The sequence below is a fragment of the Bradyrhizobium campsiandrae genome, assembly GCF_014529705.1.
Classification (GTDB): Bacteria; Pseudomonadota; Alphaproteobacteria; order Rhizobiales; family Xanthobacteraceae; genus Bradyrhizobium; species Bradyrhizobium campsiandrae.
The window spans coordinates 1-26978 of record NZ_JAANIH010000094.1; the positions used below are offsets into that span (position 1 = coordinate 1).

22 protein-coding genes and 1 pseudogene are annotated in these 26978 nt (G+C 65.3%); 14 read left to right on the plus strand and 9 right to left on the minus strand.

All coding sequences use genetic code 11. The features are described 5' to 3' along the window. Positions 1 to 249 precede the first annotated feature (249 nt). Complete coding sequence (locus G8O24_RS39210; RefSeq protein ID WP_188107864.1) at positions 250 to 1797, minus strand: acetolactate synthase large subunit; 1548 nt, start codon at positions 1795 to 1797, stop codon at positions 250 to 252. A 267-nt stretch (positions 1798 to 2064) separates the two neighbouring features. On the opposite strand from G8O24_RS39210, the gene G8O24_RS39215 reads away from it, so the two are divergent. Then, positions 2065 to 2643, plus strand: a complete 579-nt coding sequence (locus G8O24_RS39215; RefSeq protein ID WP_188107865.1) for a L,D-transpeptidase — start codon at positions 2065 to 2067, stop codon at positions 2641 to 2643. 194 nt (positions 2644 to 2837) lie between these two features. Then, positions 2838 to 3653, plus strand: a complete 816-nt coding sequence (locus G8O24_RS39220; RefSeq protein ID WP_188107866.1) for a DUF2927 domain-containing protein — start codon at positions 2838 to 2840, stop codon at positions 3651 to 3653. Positions 3654 to 3829: 176 nt separating this feature from the next. Here the strand turns inward: G8O24_RS39220 and G8O24_RS39225 are convergent, their stop codons facing one another. Together G8O24_RS39225 and G8O24_RS39230 are read right to left on the minus strand one after the other, a co-directional pair. Continuing rightward, positions 3830 to 4957, minus strand: a complete 1128-nt coding sequence (locus G8O24_RS39225) for a threonine synthase (RefSeq protein ID WP_188107883.1) — start codon at positions 4955 to 4957, stop codon at positions 3830 to 3832. A 74-nt stretch (positions 4958 to 5031) separates the two neighbouring features. Next, positions 5032 to 6933, minus strand: coding sequence for a tetratricopeptide repeat protein (locus G8O24_RS39230; RefSeq protein ID WP_188107867.1), 1902 nt, complete (start codon positions 6931 to 6933; stop codon positions 5032 to 5034). A gap of 165 nt (positions 6934 to 7098) precedes the next feature. Between G8O24_RS39230 and G8O24_RS39235 the strand changes: the two genes are divergently transcribed. The 4 genes from G8O24_RS39235 to upp all read left to right on the plus strand — a co-directional run bounded on the left by G8O24_RS39235 (position 7099) and on the right by upp (position 11178). Continuing rightward, positions 7099 to 7617: a sigma factor-like helix-turn-helix DNA-binding protein gene (locus G8O24_RS39235; RefSeq protein WP_188107868.1), complete on the plus strand. Its 519-nt coding sequence runs from the start codon at positions 7099 to 7101 to the stop codon at positions 7615 to 7617. Positions 7618 to 7877: 260 nt separating this feature from the next. Then, positions 7878 to 9134: a GTP cyclohydrolase II gene (locus G8O24_RS39240; RefSeq protein ID WP_188107869.1), complete on the plus strand. Its 1257-nt coding sequence runs from the start codon at positions 7878 to 7880 to the stop codon at positions 9132 to 9134. 7 nt (positions 9135 to 9141) lie between these two features. After that, positions 9142 to 10380 (plus strand): URC4/urg3 family protein, encoded by a 1239-nt coding sequence (locus G8O24_RS39245; protein WP_188107870.1) that lies wholly within the window; start codon positions 9142 to 9144, stop codon positions 10378 to 10380. A 168-nt stretch (positions 10381 to 10548) separates the two neighbouring features. Beyond that, positions 10549 to 11178 (plus strand): uracil phosphoribosyltransferase, encoded by a 630-nt coding sequence (gene upp, locus G8O24_RS39250; protein WP_188107871.1) that lies wholly within the window; start codon positions 10549 to 10551, stop codon positions 11176 to 11178. 7 nt (positions 11179 to 11185) lie between these two features. On the opposite strand, the gene G8O24_RS39255 is transcribed toward upp, so the two are convergent. Continuing rightward, a complete protein-coding gene (locus G8O24_RS39255; RefSeq protein ID WP_376708105.1) occupies positions 11186 to 12319 on the minus strand; it encodes a M48 family metallopeptidase in 1134 nt (377 codons plus the stop codon). A gap of 3 nt (positions 12320 to 12322) precedes the next feature. Continuing rightward, positions 12323 to 13468, minus strand: a complete 1146-nt coding sequence (locus tag G8O24_RS39260; protein ID WP_188107885.1) for a YjgN family protein — start codon at positions 13466 to 13468, stop codon at positions 12323 to 12325. 300 nt (positions 13469 to 13768) lie between these two features. Between G8O24_RS39260 and G8O24_RS39265 the strand changes: the two genes are divergently transcribed. Together G8O24_RS39265 and G8O24_RS39270 are read left to right on the plus strand one after the other, a co-directional pair. Next, entirely contained in the window at positions 13769 to 15034 is a 1266-nt protein-coding gene (locus G8O24_RS39265) for a cytochrome P450 (RefSeq protein ID WP_188107872.1), read from the plus strand. Between the two features lie 25 nt (positions 15035 to 15059). After that, positions 15060 to 16334: a cytochrome P450 gene (locus G8O24_RS39270; protein WP_188107873.1), complete on the plus strand. Its 1275-nt coding sequence runs from the start codon at positions 15060 to 15062 to the stop codon at positions 16332 to 16334. Positions 16335 to 16632: 298 nt separating this feature from the next. Here G8O24_RS39270 and G8O24_RS39275 read toward each other — a convergent pair whose 3' ends face one another. Continuing rightward, entirely contained in the window at positions 16633 to 17553 is a 921-nt protein-coding gene (locus G8O24_RS39275) for a LysR substrate-binding domain-containing protein (protein ID WP_188107874.1), read from the minus strand. A 124-nt stretch (positions 17554 to 17677) separates the two neighbouring features. Between G8O24_RS39275 and G8O24_RS39280 the strand changes: the two genes are divergently transcribed. The 4 genes from G8O24_RS39280 (at position 17678) to mdlC (ending at position 22580) form a co-directional block, all read left to right on the plus strand. Continuing rightward, entirely contained in the window at positions 17678 to 18847 is a 1170-nt protein-coding gene (locus G8O24_RS39280; protein ID WP_188107875.1) for an acyl-CoA dehydrogenase family protein, read from the plus strand. A gap of 9 nt (positions 18848 to 18856) precedes the next feature. Then, positions 18857 to 19960 carry a CaiB/BaiF CoA transferase family protein gene (locus G8O24_RS39285; RefSeq protein WP_188107876.1) on the plus strand — a complete coding sequence of 368 codons (1104 nt, stop codon included), beginning with the start codon at positions 18857 to 18859 and terminating at the stop codon, positions 19958 to 19960. 14 nt (positions 19961 to 19974) lie between these two features. Further along, a complete protein-coding gene (locus G8O24_RS39290) occupies positions 19975 to 20820 on the plus strand; it encodes an HTD2 family dehydratase (protein WP_188107877.1) in 846 nt (281 codons plus the stop codon). A 137-nt stretch (positions 20821 to 20957) separates the two neighbouring features. Further along, positions 20958 to 22580 (plus strand): benzoylformate decarboxylase, encoded by a 1623-nt coding sequence (mdlC, locus tag G8O24_RS39295; protein ID WP_188107878.1) that lies wholly within the window; start codon positions 20958 to 20960, stop codon positions 22578 to 22580. 154 nt (positions 22581 to 22734) lie between these two features. Here the strand turns inward: mdlC and G8O24_RS39300 are convergent, their stop codons facing one another. Then, complete coding sequence (locus G8O24_RS39300) at positions 22735 to 23511, minus strand: SDR family NAD(P)-dependent oxidoreductase (RefSeq protein ID WP_188107879.1); 777 nt, start codon at positions 23509 to 23511, stop codon at positions 22735 to 22737. Between the two features lie 75 nt (positions 23512 to 23586). Between G8O24_RS39300 and G8O24_RS39305 the strand changes: the two genes are divergently transcribed. Then, entirely contained in the window at positions 23587 to 24042 is a 456-nt protein-coding gene (locus tag G8O24_RS39305) for a MarR family winged helix-turn-helix transcriptional regulator (RefSeq protein WP_188107880.1), read from the plus strand. A 185-nt stretch (positions 24043 to 24227) separates the two neighbouring features. Here G8O24_RS39305 and G8O24_RS39310 read toward each other — a convergent pair whose 3' ends face one another. Then, positions 24228 to 25022 (minus strand): SDR family oxidoreductase, encoded by a 795-nt coding sequence (locus tag G8O24_RS39310; RefSeq protein ID WP_188107881.1) that lies wholly within the window; start codon positions 25020 to 25022, stop codon positions 24228 to 24230. 49 nt (positions 25023 to 25071) lie between these two features. Beyond that, positions 25072 to 25767 carry a PAQR family membrane homeostasis protein TrhA gene (gene trhA, locus G8O24_RS39315; protein WP_188107882.1) on the minus strand — a complete coding sequence of 232 codons (696 nt, stop codon included), beginning with the start codon at positions 25765 to 25767 and terminating at the stop codon, positions 25072 to 25074. A 181-nt stretch (positions 25768 to 25948) separates the two neighbouring features. On the opposite strand from trhA, the pseudogene G8O24_RS39320 reads away from it, so the two are divergent. Continuing rightward, a pseudogene (locus G8O24_RS39320) lies at positions 25949 to 26893 on the plus strand (YcjX family GTP-binding protein); the annotation flags it as partial. Positions 26894 to 26978: the final 85 nt, after the last annotated feature.

Below are 26978 nucleotides of genomic sequence, written 5' to 3' on the forward strand. Positions count from 1 at the left end.
TCTCGAACAGGAATCCCTCGTGGGCGTAGAAGTCCCCGACAGCCGCGATCACCTTGTTCAGCTCGGTCTGCATCGTGCCTCCCGCGCCACACCATCAATGTCGTCCCGGCGGAGGCCGGGACCCATACCGCGAGGTCCATCGAGTGCGCGCGGTGCGCATACCGGACCCCTGGTCGTCGCCAAACTTCTCCCTGGGGTTATGGGTCCCGGCGTTCGCCGGGACGACGTGGAGAGCTTGGTCGACCAAACCTACATCTGCACCTCGATCAGCCGCGGGCCCGGCTCGGCGACGGCTTCGGTCAACGCCTTGTTGAACTCGTCGGCATTGGTGACGGCGCGGCCGGGCACGCCCATGCCCTTGGCGAGCGCGACGAAATCGAGTGTCGGACGGTCGAGGCGGAGCATGTCGTTGGCGCGCTGGCCGGGCTCTCCGGCACCGACATTGTCGAACTCGCCGCGCAGGATCTGGTAGATGCGGTTGGCGAACACGATGGTGACGATGTTGAGGTTCTCGCGCGCCTGGGTCCACAGCGACTGGATCGTGTACATCGCGCTGCCGTCGCCGACCATGGTGATGACCTTGCGGTCCGGGCAGGCGATCGCAGCGCCGATCGACAGCGGCGTCGAGAAGCCGATCGAGCCGCCCATGTTCTGCAGCCAGTCGTGCGGCGCGGCAGCGGCCGTCGGCGGAAAGAAGCCGCGGCCCGTGGTGAGGGATTCGTCGACCATGATCGCGTTCTCGGGGATCGCGCAGGCAATCGCCTGCGCGATCGAGGCGAAGGTGAGCGCGCCGGTCGGCTTGACCAGCTCGGCCAAAGCCTGAGGTTTGACGTCCTTCGCACCGGCCTTGACGGCTCCGGCCAGCGCTTCCAGCGCAGCGACCGAATTCTCGCCCCAGGAGGTCATGCGATGCACCTCGCAGCCCTCGGGCTTGAGCATGCTCGGCTTGTTCGGATAGGCGAAGAACGCCACGGGATCGTCGGACTCGACCAGCACGATGTGACGGAATTTTGCCAGCATCGGCAGCGCGTTCTCGATCACATAATGGATGCGGTCGATCGAGAAGCGGCCGCGGCCGCGCGCCATCTTCGGGCGGAAGGTCGGGCCCATCACCGTGCAGCCGGTCTTGCCGGCGATGCGCTCGGCCAGCGCCAGGCCCTGCTCGCTCAGCGCGCTGCCGGTCATCAAGAGCAACGTGCCCTCGCCGTCGCCATGCAGGATTTTTGCGGCCTGCTCGACTGCCTGCGGCGAATAGCTGGCGCGCTGCTGCTCGGCCGGCACCTCGGCGATGCCGTCGGCCTCGTTCCAGGCGGTGTCGGCAGGCAGGATCAGGGTCGCGATCTGCGGCGGGGCGCTTTTGGCGGCGGCGATCGCCGCGGCGCCGTCGGCCGCGACCGATTTGGAATCCGGGGAGGTGCGGACCCAGGACGACATCGGCCGGGCGAGGCCCTCGATGTCGGAGGTCAGCGGCGCGTTGTAGCCGATATGGTACACGGCGTGCTGGCCGACGATGTTGACGATGCCGGAATTGGCCTTCTTGGCGTTGTGCAGATTGGCAAGGCCGTTGGCGAGGCCCGGGCCGAGATGCAGCAGGGTCGAGGCCGGCGTGCCCTTCATGCGGAAATAGCCATCGGCCGCGCCCGTCACCACGCCTTCGAACAGGCCGAGCACGCAGCGCATGCCCGGCACCCGGTCGAGCGCTGCGACAAAATGCATCTCGGAGGTGCCGGGATTGGTGAAGCAGACGTCCACCCCGCCCTTGACCATCGTCCGCACCAGGCTTTCCGCACCGTTCATTCTGTCTGCTCCCGCAACCGGCGATTTCCGTTGATCCCTGCGATCAATCATTGTTCGCGCGTCCCGTCAAAGCAATAGGCGGCATTGCCGCCCTGCCCCGCAGGACGATGCGCCGGCTTGGATAATGTTTTCCGACGAATTGGCACCGTTGCCGATTTGGTAACGCCATCCGTTAAGGATGACGCGTCTCACGGGGCCGTGGCTTGCGAAAAGCCCGCGAATATGGCCTCTGGCCTTTTGTTGAACAGATTTTTGCTGGGGGATCCCATGATCCGGTTTTTTGCCGCGCCGATTGCCGCCATCGCCCTCTTGACCGCCACCGCCGGCGGCGCCTTCGCCGAGGAGTTCGACTCCCGCGACATCATGGGCGGCGGCCCGAACTTCTTCCGCGGCGGCGCGAGCCCGATCCCCCGCACCACCGTCATGTACAACGGCAATTATGCCCCGGGCACGATCGTGGTGAACACCGCCGAGCGCCGGCTCTATCTGGTGCTCCAGAACGGCCAGGCGCTGCGCTACGGCATCGGCGTCGGCCGCGACGGCTTCCGCTGGGGCGGGGTGCACAAGATCACCGCCAAGAAGGAATGGCCGGACTGGACGCCGCCCTCGCAGATGATCGCCCGGCGGCCGGACCTGCCGCGCCACATGAAAGGCGGCATCGAGAACCCGCTCGGCGCGCGCGCGATGTATCTGGGCTCGACGCTCTACCGCATCCACGGCTCCAACGAGCCGGAGACGATCGGCCAGGCGGTCTCCTCCGGCTGCTTCCGGATGACCAATGACGACGTCACCGATCTCTACGGCCGCGTCGGCGTCGGCACCACCGTGGTGGTGCTGAACAACTAGCCGGGCGCGAGCGCCCGTAGGGTGGGCAAAGGCGCACTTGCGCCGTGCCCACGATCTCTATCAATGGCTGACCGATGGTGGGCACGCTCTGCTTTGCCCACCCTACGGCACCGTGCTTGAAGCGGCCGGAACCCGCTGGCCGCGTGAATTTGCGGGCTTGTGTACGGGCGCCGAATACGGCAGCGTTGGGTGCGATGCGCGCTTTCAACCCGCCCTCGGCTGCCCTTCGCTTCGCCCTGCTGGCGTTTGCGGCGCTTGCCTGTGTGTCTGACATCGCTACCACCGCCGTAGCCAGCGAGCTGCCCGCGATCGCCTCGCGCCAGCGCGCCGAGAAGAAGAGCTTTACCGACGCCGAGATCGTCGATGGCTTCTTGAAGACCGCCTTCGGCGCCGAATACCACCTCGCCGGCCGCGTCGATCGCATCCGCAAGTTCGATGGACCGGTGCGCGTGTTCGCCGAGAGCGACCGCGCCGACCGCAAGGCGCAGCTCGCCAACGTGGTGGCCGACATCGCCGCGCGCGTGCAGCATCTCGACATCGCCATGACTGCGACCGCCGAGGCGGCGAATGTGCGCGTCAAGCTGGTGCGCGACCGCGACCTCTACCGCACCATTGCGAGCTTCTACGGCGCGGAGAAGGCGCGCGAGATCCGCACCTCGCTCGATCCGCAATGCCTCTCCGGCTTCCGCAAGAACGATCAGTTCGAGATCGAGCATTCCGACGTCATCCTCACCGTCGACACCAGCGACTTCACCTTCCTCGACTGCGCCTATGAGGAGCTGCTGCAATCGCTCGGCCCCATCAACGACACCGCGAGCGTGCCCTGGACGATGTTCAACGACAATGTGTCGATGGGCTATTTCGACGTCTACGACCAGTACATCCTCAATGTGCTCTACGATCCCCGCATCCGGCCCGGCATGACCGTGCTGGAGGTGCGAGCGGTGCTGCCCGAGGTGCTCGCGGATGTGCGCAGCTGGGTGAAGCGGGTGAACGAGTTGACGGAGTGAGGTGATCCGTCATCCTGAGGTGCGAATGGCGCGATGCAAACGCATCGCGCCGGGAGCCTCGAAGGATGAACGGCCGAGATGCAGCCGGGCCCGTCGTCCTTCGAGGCCTCCGCCCCGCGGCGCAATTGCGCCGCAAGGCTCCGGCACCTCAGGATGACGGGATAACGCATGCCGCCCTACCCCACCAAATCAGCCACCGTCGTCGCGGCCTTCAGGCCCGTCCCGGTCAGCACCGCGACCGTGGTCTCGCTCGCCTTGATGGCTCCCGCGGCGGACAGCTTCTCCAACGCGGCCGCTGCGCTGGCGCTGGTGGGCTCGGTGAACAGGCCCTGCCGCGCCAGACGACGAAGCGCGGCGATGATCTCGTCCTCGGTGAGCGCAACCGTGCCGCCGCCGCTTTCGCTGATCGCGCCGATGATCTCGCGCAGTCGCAGCGGATGCTTGATCGCGGTGCCCTCGGCGATGGTCTTGCTCACCTCGCGCGCGACAGGCGTGTCGACGCCGGCCTTGAAGCTGGCATCAACAGGCGAGCAGTTGAGCGGCTGCGCCGCGAACAGGCGCGGCAGCCTTGCGATCTGCCCCGCCTTCTTGAGCTCGCGGAAGCCGAAAGCGCAACCCAAGAGGCTGCTGCCGGCGCCGACCGGCACGATGACATTGTCGGGCGCTTTAAAGCCGAGGTCTTCCCAGATCTCATAGGCGAACGATTTGGTCCCCTCGAGAAAGAACGGCTGCCAATTGTGGCTGGCGTAAAAGGTCTGGCTCGACTGCCTGATCGCCTCGGCCTCCGATTCCTCGCGCGGCCCCTCGACCAGCTGCACCTCGGCGCCATAGGCGCGCACCTGCGCGATTTTTGCGGGTGAGGTCGAGGCCGGCGCCAAAATCTTCACGCGCAGGCCGCCGGCGGCGCCAAGGCCCGCCATGGACGAGCCGCCATTGCCGGAGGAATCCTCCAGGATCGCGTCGACGCCGATCTGCCGCAGGAACGACAGCATCACCGCAGAGCCGCGGTCCTTGAAGCTGCCGGTCGGATTGAACCATTCGAGCTTGAAAAACGGCCGCAGCTCGCCCCAGGCCTGCTGCACCAGCGGCGTGCAACCGGTGCCGAGCGAGATCGGATCCTTGATCTCGACCGGCAGCGCCGCCCGGTAGCGCCACAGCGAGCGCGTAAGGCCATCGATGTCGTCGCGCGAGATCCCCGACCCCGGCGTCACCAGCAGCGGCGTGCGCTCGTCCGAGCACCAGCGCGGCTCGTGGAGGGAATAGAGCTTTCCATTGCGGGGATCGATGTAGCTGGCGGTGGACATGTTGGTTGAAGGCATATGGCGCACTCCGGGACAGGACCGAAGCCGTACGATATGTCTGATCGTGCCGGTTTTATCTAGAGGCCGATGCGGCGCATGAGCTCCGTGAACCGCGCATCGCTGCGCAGCGGGTCGAAGCCCGGACGCAGCAGGATCGAGGGGTTGAACCTGGCGGCATAGGCCTCGTCGAGCCAGGCGAAGGCTGCCTCGCGGTCGCCGAGACCGACATAGATCAGCGCGATGTTGGCCTGCGCCGACGGATAGGTCTCGCTGTGCGCAGCCATGTCGGTCGCGATCATTAACGCTTCGTCCTTGCGGCCGGACACGGCGTAGGCGTAGGCGAGGTTGGAATCGAACACGCTGCTGTGGCCGGAGATCGCGATCGCCTTGCGGAATTCGGCAATGGCGTCGTCGAAGCGGCCTGTCAGCACCAAAGCCTGGCCGAGCTCGTAATGGCCGAGGGCAAATTGCGGATCAAGCTCGAGCGTCTTGCGGCTCTGCGCGGCCGCCGCGTCGAAATCCTTGACGATGCAGAGCGCATCGGCGATGTCGGCGCCGATGATCAGGGACAGCGGATCGAGGCTTTGCGCCTGGGCGAACTCCCTCAGCGCCTCCGCCGTCTTGCCCGTCAGCATCAGATGCCAGGCGTACCAATGATGCGCCGTGGCGTAGCTGGGGTTGAGGCGGATGGCGGCCTCGTATTCGGACGCGGCGACGGCCCAGTCCCAGCCGTAGAGATCGAGCGCGAAGGCGAGCGAGGTGTGGGCTTCGCCGAGCGTGCCGTCGAGCTCGAGCGCCTTGCCAGCCGCCGCGGTCGCCTTGGCGAAGGCCGCCTCGGTCGAGAGCACGCCATACTCCCAATCGCCGGCAAGCGCATAGGCATCGGCAAGGCCGGAATGAGCTTCGGCATAGCTGGGGTCGATCGCGATGGCCTCGCGGAAATATTTGATGGCGGCCTTCAGGCCGTCGCCGGTGCGCTTGTTCAGGAAGAAGCGGCCCTTCAGATAATCCTCGTAAGCCAGCGGATCGAGGCTGCGCGCCCTTGCCAAGGCCGTGCGCTCGCCGCGATTGAGCGTGGCGCGGACCTGCCCGGCCACGGCGCGCGCGATGTCGACCTGAAGCGTCAGCGCGTCACGAACGTCGCCTTCATAAGTGTCGGCCCAGACGCGGGTGTCGTCGCCGGCGCGGATCAGCTGGGCTGATATCCGCACCCGCCCTTTCGCGCGCATCACGCTGCCCTCGATCACGGCGTCGACATTGAGCTCGCGGGCGATGGTCGCGAGCGGCTTGTGTGCGCCTTTATACGTCATCGCCGAGGTGCGCGAGATCACCCGGAGCGAATCGACCTTGCCGAGCTCGGTGATCAGCTCGCCGGTCATGCCGTCGGCGAAGAAATCCTGCGACGGGTCCTCCGAGGTGTCGACCAGTGGCAGCACTGCAAGCGAATGGATCGCCTGCTTGCCCTGATGCCAGGGATAGAGCCAGGCCGACAGCGCCACGGCAAGCAGCAGGGCCAGACCGAGCGAGGCGACCAGACCTGGCCGTTGCCGCGTGACGGGGCGTGCCGACGGTGCGGCTTGCGGCGGCGATGGAGTGGAAACGGGCTCGCTCGGCACGCTGCCGTCAACGACGGTGACGTCGGCGAGAAAGCGATAGCCACGGCGCGCCACCGTTTCGACGAAGCGCGGGCTCTCCGCGGAATCCCCCAGCGCCTCCCTGATCTTGCTCACGGCCTTGTTGAGCCCGTGATCGTAGTCGACCACCGTCTGGGGCCAGAGCAGCGTGCGCAGCTCCTCGCGCGTCACCACCTCGCCCGGGCGTTCCAAGAGGGCCGCGAGCAATTGAAACGGCTGCTCCTGCAAGCGCACCCGCCTGCCGTTCTTGACGAGCTCGCCACTGCGCGAATCGGCCTCGAACGCGCCGAACCGGGTACGCCTCGCTGCGGCGGGACTCTCGATCAATTCCGGTTCGTGCAGCATGGAGGTCTCGAAGCGTCGGGGAGGTGTAGCGGGAAGCCGATGATTTCACTCATCTTCCCGGGGGATTGCGAGTCCAGCCAAAGACCACGCGCGGTCCATTGAGACCGGCAGCCGTTTCGATCAGGAGAGCGGCGCACACCAATAAGGGATCGCGCGAGGCTGACGATGCAGGACGGCGTGAATGCAAATCGGGACGGCATGCTGACGCTCGACTCGGCTTACAATTTCGCGCGCTTCTTGAGTTGCGATGCGGAGGCCGCCGAGCACATCGTCCAGGCAGCCTTTCTTCGCAGCGATGGCGAAACCGGACCGAGACACCGGACGGCGCTGCTGAAGGGCGTACGGAATTGCTATCGGACATGGCTGACCACCCGGGGGCGACGCGATCGGCAAAGTGATGTATTCGCACACAAGCGGGTACCCGATACGATCGCCGGTTCCGTCCTCCGAACGGACGACCGCACCGACAAAATTACAGTGGGCGCTGACGTCGATGCGAGCGCTGTGCGCTGCGCCATCGAGACCCTGCCGCGGCGTCTGCGCGAGATCCTGGTGCTGCGCGAGCTCGGCGAGCTGTCCTACCGGGAGATATCAGAAGTGACGTCCCTGAACATGAGCGAGGTCATTTCGCGACTGGCCTGCGCGCGGCGCAGGGTCGCAAGATCGATCGCGCAAGGCCAATAAAAATATCAATTATATCAAATAATTAAACCAATCGACGCATTGGTGGCCCGATAGGCTGAGGGGCCATACCATACCCGTCAGGCCGGCCGATCCCCATATAAAAGCAAGATCAACGGCCCTGCCCGCATTGCACGATTAACTTGTCTGTCGTGGCTGGCCGCTACAATATGTTGGATTGCATCGCCGGGTCCTTGGCCCGGCAACGCTGATGAGCCAGGCCCGTCCGAGCGGCGGGCCGTTGGCTTTTTGGGAGTTTGGCCATGAGCCGCGCGAACCGTACTGAGCATATCCGCCTCACCTCTCACCCGGAGCCGGGCAAGAAAGCCGCCTATCCAATTTACTGGGGTGCGCCCGATGCGCGCGCCCGCGGGCCGATCATCGGCACGGTGTCGCGCGCCGGGGACCGCAACGTGATCGGCAGCCACGGCGGCTCCTACGCGATGTACCGCGCGCTCGCCGTGTCCGCCGGCGCGCTCGATCCGATTCGCAGGCCCGATCTCACCAACACGTTCCCTGCCGCGACCATCGGGCCGTTCGAGCAGTGGCGCGATCCCCAAAAGATCGTCGCGCTCGATCCCTGGGGGCACCTGGTCGCCGAGAACTTTGGCAAGGACATCGCCGAGGGCGTCGATATCAGGCCCAGCATCGCGGTGACGCGGGCACGGCTCGACCTGCCGGAGATTCGCGAGGCGCTCGCCGCAAAACGACTGCGCGCCGACGGCGAGGTCATGCACGCCAATGGCAGCGTCTCGGTGGTGAAGATCGCGATCGATCCGGTCTGGTACCTGCCCGGCCTTGCCGAACGCTTCAAGACCAACGAAACCGAGCTGCGCCGCACGCTGTTCGAGCAGACCGCCGGCATGTTCCCCGAGTTGGTGACGCGTCCGGACCTGAAAGTGTTCCTGCCGCCGATCGGCGGCACCACCGTCTACATGTTCGGCGATGTGACAAAGCTGCCGGATCATCGCACCAAGATCACCTGCCGCGTGCATGACGAGTGCAACGGCTCGGACGTGTTCGGCTCCGACATCTGCACCTGCCGGCCCTATCTGATCCACGGCATCGAGGAATCCGCGCGCGGCGCGCAGGAAGGCGGGCTCGGGCTCGTCGTCTACAACCGCAAGGAAGGCCGCGCGCTCGGCGAGGTCACCAAGTTCCTGGTCTACAATGCGCGCAAGCGCCAGGAGGATGGCGACGCGGCCGCCGCCTATTTCGAGCGCACCGAATGCGTCGCGGGCGTCCAGGACGCGCGCTTCCAGCAATTGATGCCGGATACGATCCACTGGCTCGGCCTCAAGCGCATCGACCGCTTCCTGTCGATGAGCGACATGAAATACGACGCGCTGACCTCGCAAGGCATCGACATCGTCGAGCGCGTGCCGATCCCGCCGGAGCTGATCCCGGCCGACGCCTATGTCGAGATCGCCGCCAAGAAGGCCGCCGGCTATTACTCGACCGACATCGCGCCGGAGAAGGACGTGGATGGCGTGGTCGGACGTTCGCTGGAAAAATATTGATCCGGTAATGGCGGACGTCTTGGAACAGAAGGCGCGCGCGCTGCTCACCGCAACGGCGGTTCGCTCGCGTGCCGAACAAATGCTCGAGATCGGCCTCAGGGGCGGGCTCACGCATTTCACCATCGATCTCGACCGCATGGATGGGGTCGCCGATGCCGTGCTCGCCGTGACGCGAAAGGCCTATCCGACGCTCGACATTCCCTTCCACGCGCGGTGGCGGCATTTTGTGTTCGGCGGCGCCGACCGCTGGGCGCAGCTGGCCGATGCGGCGCCGTGGCTGAATCGCGCGGCACGGGCGCGCGCGGAGTTCGATCTTGCCATCGTCAGCGTGCTGCTCGACGCCGGCGCGGGCGCAACGTGGCGATATCGCGACGCAATCATGGGACAAGGGATCGGCCGCTCCGAGGGGCTGGCGCTCGCGAGCCTCGATATGTTTGCCGGCGGGCTGTTTTCGCGCGATGCGCGCGCGCCGTTCAGGGTTGATGCGGATGTGCTGGCAAAGCTGCCGCTCTCCGCGCTGACGTCAGCCTTTCAGGCCAGCGATGCCAATCCGCTGCTGGGCCTCGAGGGACGTACCGATCTGCTGCAACGTCTGGGCCGGCTGGTGGCTGCGCGCGCCGACATCTTCGGCCTGCAGGACACGCCGCGACCGGGCGGCCTGTTCGATCACATCGCGGCACAAGCAACTGATGGTGCCGTCCCCGCCGCCGCGATCCTGTCCGCGGTGCTGAACCAGCTCGGACCGATCTGGCCGTCCCGGCTGGAGCTTGCGGGCGTTCCGCTCGGCGATTGCTGGCGTCATCCGGCCATCAAGGCTGACGATGCGACCGCCGGTCTCGTGCCCTTGCACAAGCTGTCGCAATGGCTGAGCTATTCGCTGATCGAGCCGCTGCAACGCGCCGGGTTCGAGGTCACCGACATCGACGGCCTCACCGGGCTTGCCGAATACCGCAATGGCGGCCTGTTCGTCGATCACGAGGTGCTGCGCCTGCGCGATGCGGCCGACGCCGAGCGCGGGCATGCGGTGGATTCGCTGCTCGTCGTCGAGTGGCGCGCGCTGACCGTCGCGCTGCTGGATCGTGTTGCCGATCGGGTTCGCGCCAAGCTCGGCCGCACGCCGCAGTCGCTGCCGCTGGCCAGCATCCTCGAAGGCGGCACCTGGGCCGCCGGCCGCGCCATTGCGTTTGCGCGCCGTCCCGACGGATCACCGCCGCTCAAGGTGATCAGCGACGGCACCGTTTTCTAAACCCTCTCCCCCTGTGGGAGAGGGTGGCTTCGCGAAAGCGAAGCCGGGTGAGGGGTTGTCTCCACAGGCACATCCCTCACTGGAGTTTGCCGAAACAGACCCCTCATCCGGCGCTTCGCGCCACCTTCTCCCAGAGGGGGAGAAGGGAAGAAGCAAGAGCATCCGATCATGGAAGGCGTCACGATCGTCGATCATCCGCTGGTGCAGCACAAGCTCACCTTGGTGCGGGACAAATCGATCTCGACAAAATCGTTCCGCGAGCTGATCAAGGAGATCGGCATGCTGCTCTGCTACGAGGTGACGCGCGATTTACCGCTCACCGATACCGTGATCGAGACGCCGCTGGCGACGATGCACTCGGCCAAGATCGCCGGCAAGAAGCTGGTGTTCGTGCCGATGCTGCGCGCCGGCACCACCTTCGTCGACGGCATGATGGACCTGGTGCCGACCGCGCGCGTCGCCCATATCGGGCTCTACCGCGAGCCCGAGAGCTTTGCCGCGGTCGAGTATTTCTTCAAGTCGCCATCCGATCTCAGCGAGCGCCTCGCCATCGTGGTGACCCCTGTCGTCGCCACCGCGAACACGGCCGTGGCCGCCATCGACCGGCTGAAGGAGCGCGGCGCCAAGGACATTCGCCTCGCCTGCCTGATTGCGGCACCCGAGGGGCTCGAGCGGCTGCGGGGCTTGCATCCGGACGTACAGATCTGGACCGCGGCGGTGGATGAAGGTCTCGACGACAACGGCTTCATCCTGCCGGGCCTCGGCGACGCCGGTGATCGCGCCTACGGGACGCGGTAGGCACGAACTAGATCTTCCCGCTGCCGCAGATGCCCTTCAGCGCCTGCCACTCTGTATCCGTCAGCAGCGGCGGGCCGCTGGCGGGGCGGTCTTCCCTGGTCATGCGGGCGAGGCGGTCCTCGGTGAGCGGATGGCTCGCCAGGATCGTCGCAAGGCCCGAGCCGCCCTCCTTGCCGGTGATGCGGAACATCAGCTCGGCCGCGGGCTTCGGCGAACGGCCGAGCTTGTGCATGATCTCGATCGCGAACGTATCGGCGGCCGTCTCGGCCTCGCGCGAATAGGAGGCCTCGACCACGCTGCGCGAGGCGAAGATCACGGCGGAGGAGCCGGTGACGTCACCGAACAACAGGCCGATCAGAAACGAGGTTCCGCCATTGTAGATCAGGCCACGCATGTTGTCGTGATGCTTGAGATGGCCGAGCTCGTGGGCGAGGATGCCGGCGAGCTCGTCGGGACTTTCGGCCTTGTCGAGCAGGGCGCTCAGCACATAGACCTTGCCGCCCGGCAGCGCGAACGCATTCGGCACGGACGTGCGCAGCACGCCTGCCGTCATGGCATCGTCGTCGAGGCCGGCGGCGTCGCGCAGGCGGTTGACGAGCTTGCGGAACGCCGCCTGTCCGGCCGCGTCGTTGCAAGCCTGCCCGCGGAAGATCGTTTTCACCTGCACTTCGGAGGCATCGCCGATGCGCCGCTCGATCGGCTTCGGCACCAGCGGCGCCAGCCGGTCCGCGGCCAGCGGCACGCCGAACAGCACGACGCAGACGATGGAGACGGCGGCCGCAACCGACCAGCCCACGATTTTCGCAACACCGCGGCCGGTGGTCTGGTGCTCGTCGATGCGGGCAGAGCGCGCGACGAGATCGGCACTGAGAGCCGCGTCGCGAATCTCGAGCCGCGCCAGCGGGGCTGCGGCGGTCGAGGTCAGTCGCAAGATTCCGGCCGGACCATCGACGCGACGGATCTCGTCATAGGCCCAGCGCGTGACGGTCCCGTCGGCCTGCTCGTCGCTCGGCTCGGCGATCTCGAGAGAGTCACCGAGCGTCAGCACGACCTGGCGCCGGCGGCTCGACAGGCCGTCGAAGAAGATCGCCTTCTGTCCAGGCTTCGGTTCGGCGCCGGGCCCGGCGGTCACGTCGCTCACGGCTCAAAATCCTGCGACATCGAGACCATCGGCAAAGCCTTCGCCGAGCGCGCTGGCGAGTTCACCGCTGCCGCGGACATCGGCCGCGGCTCCGATATCATGCACCGCCACGGTTTCCAGCACCTTGGCCCAGAGATCGCGCTGCAGATAGACGCGCATGATGACGTTCATGGCGAGGGCCAGCGCGAAATAGCCGATCACCATCAGCCCCAGCATCGGAATGCTCTTGGCGGCGTGGCCCGGCCCGAACAGCTGCTCGGCCGGAACGCCGCTCAACGTGACGACGAGCATGGTGGCGCCACCGACATAGAAGCCGAACAGGGTCGAGAGCAGCAGCCACCAGCCGACCATCTTCCAGTAGAGGCCGTAAAAGGCATTGTGCGGCAGATCCGAGGACAGGCTGACGCCGCCGATGCGGATGCCGTTCAGCCACCAGCGCCATTCGCGCGCCTTGAACTCGGCATAGAAGAACGGCGCGAGCGGGAAGATCACCACCGCGATCGGGCTGAGCAGCCACAGCCACCAGCCGCGCTTGAAGAACTCCCAGCCATTACCTTCGAAGTCGCCTTGCAGGTCGCCGAAATGGGTGTGCTGCATCTTGTAGCGCTCCAGCGACGCTTCGCGCCATGGCAGCGCCAGGCCGAGCGTCAGGAACACCAGCAGGCCCCACAGCATCGCGCGCAACGAATAGGCCCAGCCGGAGCCGTCCATCCAGAAGCGCACCCCACGCCAGACCGTGCGCGTCAGCCGGTAACGACGGGCGCGAAAGATTGCGAACTGGCCGAAGGCGTAGAACGCGATGAACAGCGGCGTCGAGGCAAAGCCCTGCCAACGCTCGAACTCGATGCCGACGAGGAAATAGGCCAGATAGATCGGCACCAGGATCGCGAGCGCGAACAGGAAGCCGATCAAGAGCTCCTTGCCACGGCCGGTATATTCGGCGGCGTCGCCATCGACGGACGTGTTCGACCACAGCTGGCGGCGGATGTCGGTGACGAGCCAGAAGCGGTAAAAGCCGAAGGTGACCAGCTCCAGCATGGCACCCTTGGTGACCATCTTGCGGAACTCGGTGCGATCGCCGGTGAAATCGACCCGCGTCGGCGGCAGCGGCGGGGGTAAGGGTTCGGACCCAATCGGGGTCCATTGCATGTCGTTCACGGCGGCAACCTCGGGGTGCGGATGTGATCCGTTCAAACTATAGATCAGAGATTAGTCGATCCCCAAGATGGGCGGGTTCGATTTAGCTCGATTTCGAGCGATTTCTGACAGGATTTCATGACGGCCGGCGTGTCGCAGGTCACGCTAGCCGATCTGCCGCAACCCGGATGGGACCTGCCTTGCGGCAAAACTGTCGCTTGCTCCGAAGCACGTAACGCGTTGTAATTGTAGTTCAAATACCGCGGCACAGAATTCAGAAAAATCGCGCGGTCGATGCCAGGGAGAGCGGCCATGCACGGGACCATCGAGAACACGGCGAAACTCGACGCATTGCGCGAGCGCGCATCGTCACTGCCGCTGGAGCAATATGATCCCGGCGATCCCGAATTGTTCAGGACCGATACGTTCTGGCCGTATTTCGACCGGCTGCGGCGCGAAGACCCCGTGCACTATTGCAAGGATTCGATGTTCGGACCGTATTGGTCGGTGACGCGCTACAACGACATCATGGAGATCGAGACCAACCATCAGGTGTTCTCCTCCGCTTCCGCGCTCGGCGGCATCACCATCCGCGACATCGATCCCGATCTGCGCCGCGAAAGCTTCATCTCGATGGACCCGCCGCGCCATGCCGCGCAGCGCAAGACCGTCGCGCCGATGTTCACGCCGACGCATCTGGACAATCTCGCCATCAACATCCGCAAGCGCTCGGCCGAATGTCTGGACAATTTGCCCCGCGGCGAAGTGTTCGACTGGGTCGACCAGGTCTCGATCGAGCTCACCACGCAGATGCTGGCGGTGCTGTTCGACTTTCCCTGGGAGGATCGGCGCAAGCTGACGCGCTGGTCGGATATCGCCACCACCATTCCCGGCCCCGATGGGCTCGTCGCCACCGAGGACGAGCGACAGGCCGAGCTGACGGAATGCGCGCATTATTTCGCGCGGCTCTGGAAGGAGCGCATCGCGCAGCCGCCCAGAAGCGACCTGCTCTCGATGATGGCACATGGCGCCGCCACCCGCGACATGGATGCGCGAAACTTTCTCGGCAATCTCGTCCTTTTGATCGTCGGCGGCAACGACACCACGCGCAACACGATGTCGGGATCGCTGCTCGCGCTGAGCCAGCATCCGGATCAGTATCGCAAGCTGCGCGAGAACCCCGCGCTGCTCGACAGCTTCGTGCCGGAGGTGATCCGCTGGCAGACGCCGCTCGCGCATATGCGCCGCACCGCTCTGTCAGACTTCGAGTTCCGCGGCAAGCAGATCAAGAAGGGTGACAAGGTCTTGATGTGGTACGTCTCGGGCAACCGCGACGAAGAGGCGATCGAGAAGCCCTACGACTTCATCATCGATCGCGCCCGTCCGCGCACGCATCTCTCCTTCGGCTTCGGCATCCATCGCTGCGTCGGCTTGCGGCTTGCCGAACTCCAGCTCAAGATTATTTGGGAGGAGATCCTGAAGCGTTTCAACCATATTGACGTGGTCGGCGAGCCGAAGCGGGTGTATTCGAGTTTCGTAAAGGGACTTGAAACCTTGCCGGTGAAAATTGCGGCGTGAGTGAGAACCAACTGGAGCCTCGACCATGAACATCCAAGCGCCGATGAAAGTGGACAAGGCCGAACGCATGCGTCGTGCGCGCGAGGAGGCCTATGCGACGCCGCTGAAGAACTTTCATCCGGGCGCGCCCAGGCTGTTCCAGGACGACACGCTGTGGCCGTGGTTCGAGCGACTGCGCAAGGAAGAGCCGGTGCATTACTGCACCAACGCACCGATCGATCCCTACTGGTCGGTGGTGAAATACAACGACATCATGCATGTCGACACCAATCATGGCATCTTCTCCTCGGACTCGACGCTCGGCGGCATCTCGATCCGCGACGTGCCTGAGGGCTACGACTGGCCGAGCTTCATCGCGATGGACCAGCCGAAGCACTCCTCGCAGCGCAAGACCGTGTCGCCGATGTTCACCCCGACGCATCTGGATGAACTCGCAAAACTGATCCGGCAGCGCTCGCAGACCGTGCTCGACAATCTGCCGCGCAACGAGACCTTCAATTTCGTCGAGCGCGTCTCGATCGAGCTGACGACGCAGATGCTGGCGACCCTGTTCGACTTCCCCTGGGAGGAGCGGCGCAAGCTGACGCGCTGGTCCGACGTCTCCACCGCGCTGCCCAAGAGCGGCATCGTCGCCTCGGCCGAGGAGCGCCGCCGCGAGATGGACGAATGCTACGCCTACATGTCGAAGCTGTGGAACGAGCGCGTCAATTCCGAGCCGCGCAACGATCTGCTGTCACTGATGGCGCACAACCCGGCGACGCGCTACATGGACCCCGACAATCTCATGGGCAACATCATCCTGCTCATCGTCGGCGGCAACGACACCACGCGCAACACCATGACCGGTTCGGTGCTGGCGCTGAACGAGAATCCCGAGCAATACGACAAGCTTCGCGCCAACCCTGGCCTGATCGACTCGATGGTGCCGGAGGTGATCCGCTGGCAGACCCCGCTAGCGCATATGCGCCGCACTGCGCTTGTCGACACCGAGATCGGCGGCAAGCAGATCAAGAAGGGCGACCGCGTCGTGATGTGGTACGTCTCCGGCAACCGCGACGACGAGATGTTCGAGAAACCGAACGAGTTCATCATCGACCGCCCGCGCCCGCGCACCCACCTCTCCTTCGGCTTCGGCATCCACCGCTGCGTCGGCATGCGGCTCGCCGAACTGCAGCTCCGGATCGTCTGGGAGGAGATGCTGAAACGGTTCGACCGCATCGAGGTGGTCGGCGAGCCCAAGCGGATCTATTCGAGCTTCATCAAGGGCTATGAGTCGCTGCCGGTGAGGATTCCGGGGTAGCAGATAAAAAGCCGTCAGTCCTGCAAAGGGCGCACAACCCCATCCCCGTCATCCTGAGGTGCTCGTCCTGCGCAGCAGGACGAGCCTCGAAGGGCGACGGCCGGGCTGCGGCGGAGGCCGTTCATCCTTCGAGGCTCCCCGCACGGCGCATTGCGCCGCGCGGCTCGCACCTCAGGATGACGGAACCGGCAGCATCGTGCCAGGCGATATAGAAATCCGGCATATCAGCTCGCGCGAAATGGGATGAGAGCGGCGGCCCCCGTTGCCCTAGGAAATTTGCATCAGCAGGGGGCTGCGCTCAGGAGAGCTTGATGTCCCACACGCCGTCCATGCGGCAGGCGGCGACCTCCTCGCGCAGGAGTGCGGTGATGGCCAGCGAGGCCGTCGAGGCCGGGCGGTCGATTGGAGAGGCGAAAATGAGCTCGCGCGTCATCGGCTTCGATACGGCCGTGGTTTCCAGCCGTCCCTCGGCGACCTCGCCGCGGACCGACGAGGGTGGCAGCAGCGCAAAGCCGAGGCCCTCCTCGACGAGGCTCGTCAGCCCCCGGAACGAATCTGCCTCCAATTGGACGTTGAGCTTGATCTTGCGCTGGGCGGCCGCGTGCTCGATCAGCGCGCGAAGGCCGTGCGAATGACTGGGCAGCACCAGCCGTTGCCGCAGCAGCCAGCCGACGTCGACGCTCTTCTTGCGCGCAAGGCCGCAGCCGCGCGGGCCGACCGCGACGATGTTGTCGCGGCCGAGGCTTTCGACGTTGAGATGCAGATCGGCCGAACGGCCGTAGAGAATGGCGAGATCCATCTCGCCGCGGTGCAGCCATTCGACGAGATGGCCGCTATAGCTCTCGACGATGCGCAGCGAGATACCGGGAAATTTTTCGACGCAGCGCCGCGCAAAGCGCGCCGACAAGACGCAGCTCACCGTCGGAACCAGGCCGAGCACGACCTGGCCGGACGGCGGCCCCTTGGCCGACTGGATGTCGTCGCGGATCTGGTCGATCTGCCGCACGATGCCGGAGGTGCGCGCCAGCAGCAGCCGGCCGGCCTCGGTCAGCACCATGCCACGGCCATTGCGGGTGAACAGGTCGGTGCGCAGCTCGTGCTCGAGCAGCTTGATCTGCCGCGAGAGCGCCGGCTGCGCCACGCGCAACGTGTCGGAGGCTTTGGACAGGCTGCCGAGCTCGGCCACGCAACTGAAGGTCCTGAGCTGCCGGAAATCCATGCTTGCCAATCCTGGAAGGCTACTCCATACGCTATAGCAAATGAGCATAGGGGGCTGGCGATGTTTTCACAACGCCAGGGGATTGGCCGGCGTCACCTTGACTGCCGCGACAACGGGAAACGCCATGAGTGAACACCACCACACCGAAGATCACGCCGACATCCGCGAAGCCGTCGCCAAGCTTTGCGCGCAGTTTCCCGGCGAGTACTGGCGCAAGCTCGACCGCGAGATGGCCTACCCCAAGGCCTTCGTCGATGCGCTGACGACGGCCGGTTACCTCTCGGTGCTGATCCCGGAAGAGTATGGCGGCGCGGGGCTAAAACTGTCCGCGGCGGCGGCGATCCTCGAAGAGATCCAGCGCGCGGGCTGCAACGGCGGCGGCTGCCACGCCCAGATGTACACGATGGGCACTGTGCTCAGGCACGGCAATGCCGAGCAGAAGGCAAAGTACCTGCCGAAGATCGCCAGCGGCGAGTTGCGGCTTCAGGCGTTCGGCGTCACCGAGCCGACCAGCGGCACCGACACCTCCTCGCTGAAGACCTTTGCGCGCAAGGACGGCAACGACAGCTACATCGTCAACGGCCAGAAGATCTGGACCAGCCGCGCCGAACATTCCGATCTGATGGTGCTGTTGGCGCGCACCACGCCGAAGGAGCAGGCCAAGAAGCGCACCGATGGGCTCTCCGTGTTCATCGTCGACATGCGCGAGGCCAGGAACAACGGCCTTGAGATCCGTCCGATCCGCACCATGATGAACCACGCCACGACAGAAGTGTTCTTTACCGACATGAAGGTGCCGGCGGAGAATCTGATCGGCGAGGAAGGCAAGGGCTTTCGCTACATCCTGTCAGGCATGAATGCCGAACGCATTCTGATCGCCGCCGAATGCGTCGGCGATGCAAAATGGTTCATCGCCAAGGCAACCAATTACGCCAAAGAGCGCAGCGTGTTCGGCCGGCCGATCGGCCAAAATCAGGGTATTCAGTTCCCGATCGCCAAGGCCTATGCCTCGATGCGCGCGGCCGAATTGATGGTAAAGGAAGCCACCCGCAAATACGAGGCCGGGCTCGACTGCGGCGCGGAGGCCAACATGGCGAAGATGCTGGCGGCGGATGCGTCCTGGGAAGCGGCGAATGCCTGCATCCAGACCCATGGCGGCTTCGGCTTTGCCGAGGAATACGACGTCGAGCGCAAATTCCGCGAGACGCGGCTCTATCAGGTCGCGCCGATCTCGACCAACCTCGTGCTCTCCTTTGTCGCCGAGCACGTGCTCGGCATGCCCCGCTCGTACTGAGGTCGCACCATGGGAGCATTGGACGGGATCAGGGTAATTGCGGTCGAGCAGGCGGTGGCGGCGCCGTTCTGCTCCTCGCGGCTGGCGGATGCCGGCGCCGAGGTGATCAAGATCGAGCGGCCCGAGGGCGATTTCGCCCGCGGCTATGACGCGGCGGCCAAGGGCCAGAGCAGCTACTTTGTGTGGCTCAACCGCGGCAAGCAATCGGTCGTCGTCGATCTCGCCACCAAGGAGGGTCGCACAGAGCTGGAAAAGCTGATCGCGAGCGCCGACGTGCTGGTGCAGAACCTCAAGCCGGGCTCGATGGACAAGCTCGGTTTTTCGCGCGAGCGGCTGCTGAAGGACTATCCGAAGCTGATCTCCTGCACGATTACCGGCTATGGCGACGAGGGCCCCTATGCGCATCGCAAGGCCTATGACCTCTTGATCCAGGCCGAGAGTGGGCTCGCTTCGATCACCGGCAATCCTGATGGCGCCTCGCGCGTCGGCATGTCGATCGTCGATGTCGCGACCGGGGCCACCGCACATGCCGCGATCCTGGAAGCGCTGATCGCGCGCGGGCGCACCGGCAAGGGCGCCGACATCCGCATCTCCATGTTCGACGTGATGGCGGACTGGTGCACCGTGCCGCTGCTGAACGCCGAGGCCGGCAATCCGCCGAAACGCATGGGACTGCGTCATCCCTCGATCGCGCCCTACGGCGTCTTCACCTCGAAGGACGGCAAGGACATTCTGATCTCGATCCAGAGCGAGCGGGAGTGGAAGACGCTTTGCGCGGAGGTGCTGGACCGACCTGATCTGCCGGCCGATCCCCGCGTCGCCAACATGGTCGAGCGCGTGCGCAATCGCGATTTCACCGACACGACGGTCGCCGATATCTTCGGCAGGATGACGCGTGACGAGCTCCTGAAGCGGCTGTCGGACGCCGACATCGCCTTCGCGGAGGTCAACACCATGGCCGACCTCACCAACCATCCGCACCTGCGCCGCATCGAAGTGGACACGCCGAACGGCCGTGTCAGCTATCCCGCGCCGGCGCCGATCATCGTCGGCGAGACGCGAAAATATGGCGCCGTGCCGGCGATCGGCGAAAAGCCCCAAGCCAAGACATGACAGAGCGAGGCGTCATGACCGAAAAGCTCGACATCGACCATTTGCGGCAATGGATCGGCCGCAGCGAGGAGGCAACCGACATCGTCACCGCGCAGCTCGTCAAGGGCCTGCGCGCGACGCTGTTTCAGGACGTCGGGGCGCCCAAGACGGGCGACGCGGCGCCGTTCACGGTGCATTGGTGCCTGGCTCAGCCGGTGTTTCCGATGTCGATGCTGGGGCCTGACGGCCACCCGACCCGCGGCGGCTTCCTGCCGCCGGTGCCGCTGCCGCGCCGGATGTGGGCCGGCGGCGAGATCGAATTCCTGCAGCCGCTGCGCGTCGGCGATGAATCCACCCGCACCTCGCGCATCGCCGACGTGCAGGTGAAATCGGGCTCGACCGGCACGCTCTGCTTCGTCTCGGTCGAGCACAGCATCTCCTCGCCGCGCGGCATCGCCATCCGCGAACGCCAGGACATCGTCTATCGCGAGATGACCAGCAGCGCGCCGGCAGCAAAGGCACCGCCTCCGCCGCCGCAGGCGCAGCACCGCGAGACCCATGTCTCCGATCCCGTGCTGCTGTTTCGCTATTCCGCGCTGACCTTCAACGGCCACCGCATCCATTACGACCGCGACTACGTCACCAAGGTCGAGGGCTATCCGGGGCTGATCTTCCACGGTCCTTTGCAGGCGGCGCTGATCATCGAGATGGCGGCGAAACTTCGCGGCAAGGCGCCGAAGAAGTTCACCTATCGCGGGCTGCAGCCGCTGTTCGAAGGAACGGAGTTTTCCGTCAACGCCAATGAGATCGAGGCAGGGATGGAGCTCTGGACCGCGAATGCGGAGGGGCAGCCGACGATGAAGGGGACGGCGGTGTGGTGATGGTCTCTCCTCGTCATTGCGAGGAGCCCTTGCGACGAAGCAATCCAGGCTGTCGCTGCGGAGACAATCTGGATTGCGCTGCGCTCGCAATGACGGGGCGGGGCTACTCGCTTCGATAAACAACAGGGACGGAAACGATGACAAAAAACGGCAAGACCGGCAGCAAGTCCGTCACCGTCAAGCAGGCGACGCTCGACCTGCTGCGCGCCTTCGGCATCGACAAAGTATTTGGCAATCCTGGTTCGACCGAGCTGCCGTTCCTCTCCGACTGGCCCGATGACATCGACTACGTGCTGGCGCTGCAGGAGGCCTCCGCCGTCGGCATGGCCGACGGCTATGCGCAGGCGACCCGCAATGCCGGCTTCGTCAATCTGCATTCGGCCGCCGGCGTCGGCAATGCGCTCGGCAATATCTACACTGCGCATCGCAACCAGACGCCGCTGGTGATCACCGCCGGCCAGCAGGCGCGGTCGATCCTGCCGTTGCAGGCCTTCCTCTATGCCGAGCGCGCCTCCGAATTCCCGCGGCCCTATGTGAAATACAGCGTCGAGCCGGCGCGGCCGGAGGACGTGCCGGCTGCGATCGCGCGCGCCTATTACACCGCGATGCAGCCGCCCTGCGGACCGACCTTCGTCTCGATCCCGATCGACGACTGGACCCATGCCACAGCGCCCGTCGAGGCACGCAAGGTCAGCCGCGAGATCGGGCCCGAACTTGATGCGATGAAGGCGCTGGTCGCCGCGCTCGGCGCGGCCAAGCACCCTGCCCTCGTCGTCGGCCCCGGCGTCGATCGCGCCGGCGCCGTCGATCTGATGGTTGAGGTCGCCGAGAAGGCCAAGGCGAGCGTCTGGGTCAGCCCGTTCTCGGCGCGCTGCTCGTTCCCCGAGCGGCATCCGCAATTCGCGGGCTTCCTGCACGCCTCGCCGGCGCAGCTCTCCGATGCGCTGCGCGAGTACGACCTCGTCGTCGTGATCGGCGCGCCGGTGTTCACCTTCCATGTCGAGGGCCACGCCGCGATCTTCGACGGCGGCGCGACGATCTTCCAGATCACCGATGATACGGATGCCGCCGCGGTGACGCCGGTTGGCACCAGCATCATCGCGACGATGAAGCCGGCGCTGAGCCTGCTGCTCGACCTGCTGCCCGAGAGCAAGCGCGCCGCGCCAAGGGGCCGCACGCTGCCGCCCGCGCCGCAGGCCGGCGATCCGCTGCCGGTCGAATTTCTGCTGCATTCGCTGTCGCAGGCGATGCCGGAAGGTGTCTCGCTGGTCGAGGAAGTGCCCTCGCACCGGCCGGCGATGCAGAAGTTCCTGCCGATGCCTGGCCAGGATTCCTTCTACACCATGTCGAGCGGCGGCCTCGGCTACTCCCTGCCCGCCGCAGTCGGCATGGCGCTGGGCAAGCCGAACAGCCGCACCGTCTGCCTGATCGGCGACGGCTCGGCGATGTATTCGATTCAGGCGCTGTGGACCGCCGCGCAGCGCAAGCTGCCGCTGACCGTCGTCGTCATCAACAATTCCGGCTACGGCGCGATGCGCTCGTTCAGCCAGGTCATGCAGGTGCGCAACGTGCCGGGCCTGGAGCTGCCAGGGATCGATTTCGTCCGGCTCGCCGAAGGCATGGGCTGCGATGCGGTGCGGGTGAGCAGGGCCGCCGAGCTTGGCGAGGCGCTGGAGCGCGGCATGGCGCATGAAGGCACGAGCCTTGTCGAAGTCGTCGTGGATTCGGCCGTACCGGTGCTGTACGGGCAGAAGCATTGAGCGTCCCGGCGAAGGCCGGGACCTATACCGCGTGATCTATCGATTGTGCGCGGTGCTAATCCCCGAACAAGCAGCCTTCGCTAAACTACTCCCTGGGGTTATGGGTCCCGACCTTCGCCGGGACGACCCTGAATTTGTGGCACCAGCACCGCAATCACGCCGCCAGAAATCCCCCGTCCGCCGCCAGCACGTGGCCGACCACATAGGACGACGCGTCCGATGAGAGCCACACCACGGCTTCCGCCACCTCTTCCGGCGTGCCCATCCGCCGCAGCGGCAGGCCGGCGCCGACGGTTGCGACATCGCCGACGCCGGCGCGCAGCATCATGTCGGTGATGACACGGCCGGGCGCGATGGCGTTGATGCGGATGCCGCGCGGGGCATTCTCCATCGCCGCCGAGCGCGTCAGGGAGATCGCGGCCGCCTTCGAGGCCGAATACAGCGAGAAGCCGGGATTGGGATTGCGCACGCCGCTGACCGAAGCATTGACCACGATGCTTCCGCGCCCCTGCGCCAGCATGACAGGCAATTGGTGGCGCAGGCACAGGAACAGCGCGCGGACATTGGTGTCGAACACGCTGTCATAGATGTCGGTGCCCTGCTGTTCCAGCGGCGCGCGACGCTCCTGAAAGCCGGCATTGTTGAAGGCGACATCGAGCCGGCCGTAACGCTCGACCGCGGTGCCAACGAGGCAAGTTACGTCGTCCTCGCGCGTGATGTCGGTCTTGACCGGCACAGCGTCCGCGCCAAGTTCGCGGCATGCGAGGGCCGTCGCCTCGATCTCCGCCTGACGCCGGCCCGCGACGATGACGGCCTCCGCGCCTTCTTCCGCCATCCGCAGCGCCGTCGCGCGGCCGATACCGCTGCCGCCGCCTGTGACGAGGCAGACCTTGCCCCGCATCCGTATCCCGGTTGGCAAAGTTCCGCTCATCGCTGACTCCAAAACGCTTGCGCGCGTCGTTGCGCTCATATAGTTGTATGATACAACTATATGCCGGGAGTCAAGATGGTCGAGCTTTCGCTGATCGACGATATCCGGGCCGCCTCGCGGCTCATGGTGCGCGAGCTCGGCTTCATGGATGCGACGGTCGCGGCGTCCGACTATCCGCCGTCGGCGGTGCATACGATCCTGGAGATCGGCATCCGCGGCCCGCTGACCTCGGGCGAGCTCGGCGACTTCCTGCGGCTGGAAAAATCCAGCGTCAGCCGCCTGGTGCGCAAGCTGATCGATTGCGGCGAGCTGCGCGAGACGGCGGACGAGGCTGATGCGCGCAGCAAGCTGTTGTCGCTGACGGCGAAGGGCCGGCGCACGCTGGAGGCGCTGCATGCGTTCGGCCGGCAGCAGGTGCGTGGCGCACTAGCCGTGCTGTCGGAATCCGAGCAACGCAAGGTGCGCGAGGGAATGGTGCTCTATGCGCGGGCTTTGCGCGAGAGTCGCGTGGAGGATGAGGCGGCGGCGTAATTACAAGTGTCGTCCCGGCGAAGGCCGCGACCCATACCGCGTGATCTATCGGTAAAGCGCCGGTATCAGTACCAAATAACTACCGATATTCGCCAAACTTTAGCCTGTGGTTATGGGTCCCGGCCTTCGCCGGGGCGACAGCAAGTGTATGGCGCGCGCGTGCCTCAAGCAAGCAGACCTAACGGTCACTTCCCGAACTCCTCGCGCATCTTGGCCTGGATCTTGGCCATGCCGCCGATCCAGCGGTCGTAATTCTCCGTCTTCTTGCGCATGTAGCCGAGCACCTGGGGATGCGGCAGGATCAGGAAGCTCTCCTGCGCGAGGCCGGCAAGCACATCCTTCGCCACCTGCTCCGGCGTCAGATCGCCATCGCCGGATTGCGGACCCTTGGGGATCGAGCGCAGCATGTTGGTGTCGACGCCCTGCGGGCAGAGGATCGAGACCCTGATGTTGTCAGCCTTGTGCGAGATCGCGAGGTTCTCGGCAAAGCCGACCGCGGCGTGCTTGGTGGTGGAATATGCGGGGCTGCCGACCTGCGACAGCAGGCCCGCGGCCGAGATGGTGTTGAGGAAATAGCCGCCGCCGCGCGTCTTCATCCGCGGAATGAGATGCCGCGCCGCGTAGACATGCGCCATGACGTGGATGGCCCAGCTGCGCTGCCAGGGTTCGTCGGAAGCGCCGCCGGCGTTCACCGAGATCGGATCGAAGCCACCGCCGATGCCGGCATTGGAGCAAAAGAGATCAATGGGCCCGAATTGCCGCTCGGTTTCCTCGATGACATGGGCGACGTCCTTTTCCTGCGCGACGTCGCATTTGAAGGCGGCGCCGTCGACCGTGGCGGCGACGGCGCGCGCGTTGGCGGCATCCATGTCCGCGACCACGACCTTGGCGGCACCCGCCTTGTGAAAGGCCTCGCACAACGCTTTGCCGATGCCATTTGCGCCGCCCGTGACGACCACGACCTTGCCGGTCACCTGCATGCGACGTCTCCTCTTTTCTTGATGTCTTATCCCGCGGCGCGGGATGCGCTCAGCTCAATACGAGATCAAGCACCGCGGTATAATGGCATGCCGCGCCGGCCAAGACAAAGCCGTGCCAGATCGCATTCTGGAAACGCAGTCGCCGCCAGGCGTGGAAGATCACGCCGAAGCTGTAGAGCAGGCCGCCGGCGAGGATGAAGCCCAGCACCAGCGCCGGCAACGCCCTCACCACGGGATCATAGAGCATCACGCCGCTCCAGCCCATGACGAGATAGATGCCGACCGAGACACGATCAAACCGGCCCGGAAAGAGAAGCTTCAGCACGATACCAAGGATGGCGACGCACCAGACGCCGGCGAGCAGCACCAGCGCGAACACGCTGTCCTTCACCTCCAGGATGAACGGCGTGTAGGTCGCCGCGATCAACAGATAGATCGCGGAATGATCGAAGCGGCGCAGCAGCCATTTGGCTGGGGAGACCGGCCAGAGATTGTAGGTTGCCGACAGCACCAGCATCGACAGCAGCCCGGCGACATAGATCGAGACGCCGACGATGTCGGTCGCATCGGCATAGATCACGGCGAGCACCACCAGCACGGTCGCCGCGACGAGACCTGAGAGCACACCGATCGCGTGGATGATGCCGTCGGCGATCAGCTCGGCGCGATCGTAATTCCAGCCGATCACGTCGGCTGCGGCGTGGACGGAGGTGGAGGCAAGTTGCTTCAATTGGAAGACGGTCATGGCAATCCGCGAAGGCTGAGGTAATGCCCTGTTCTATGGGTCTTTCGGGGCCGGCGCGTCGTTCAATCGGCTGATTTGCCGACAAAGGCGGTGGAAGTATGAAGCTTGATTTTCCTGACGCAATTGCCACTTTTGTGAACGGCTTCACTGTTCCGCCCGCCCCGAGACTACCAACGTTCATATGGCATTCAGTTTCCAGGATATGGTCGAAGAGGCGCGCCTGTCGGCCCGCGCGCTGATCGACTATGGCGAGCATTTCTTCAACCCGACGGTGCGGCTCGGCGTCACCGGCCTGTCGCGGGCCGGTAAGACCGTATTCATCACAGCGCTGATCCACGGGCTGACACGCGGCGGCCGGTTTCCGGTGTTCGAGGCCTATGCCTCGGGCCGGATCGCGCGGGCGCATCTGGCACCGCAGCCCGATGATGCCGTTCCGCGCTTCTCCTATGAAAGTCACCTGCGCGCGCTGGTCGAGGAGCGGCGCTGGCCGAGCTCGACGGTCGACATCAGCGAGCTGCGTCTCGTCATCGACTACCAGCGCCAGAACGGCGCCGACCGCACGCTCACGCTCGACATCGTCGACTATCCCGGCGAATGGCTGCTCGACCTGCCGCTGCTGCAGAAGAGCTACGAGCAATGGTCGGCCGAGAGCCTGGCGTTGTCGCGCGAGGCGCCGCGCGCGCATCTCGCCGCTGACTGGCACGCGCATCTAGCGACACTCAAGCCCGAAGCGCGCGAGGACGAGCAGGCGACGCTGACAGCCGCAAAGCTCTTCACTCAGTATTTGCGCGCCTGCCGCGACGAGCGCTTTGCCATGAGTCTCTTGCCGCCCGGCCGCTTCCTGATGCCCGGCAATCTCGCCGACACGCCGGCGCTGACCTTCGCGCCGCTCGACGTCCCCGTCGGCGGACAGGCAGGCGAGGGATCACTGTGGGCCATGATGGTGCGTCGCTTTGAGGCCTACAAGGACGTCGTGGTGCGACCGTTTTTTCGCGATCATTTTGCCCGGCTCGATCGCCAGATCGTGCTGGCGGATGCGCTCGCCGCATTCAATTCGGGGCCCGAGGCGCTGCACGATCTCGAAGCGGTCGTGGCTGGAATGATGCAGATGATCCGCCTTGGTCGCCGCGAACAGGATGCGATCGATGCGCGGCCTGAACATGCTGGAGAGAAACGTGCTGCGGCCGATGTTGAAGCAATCGAGAATTCCT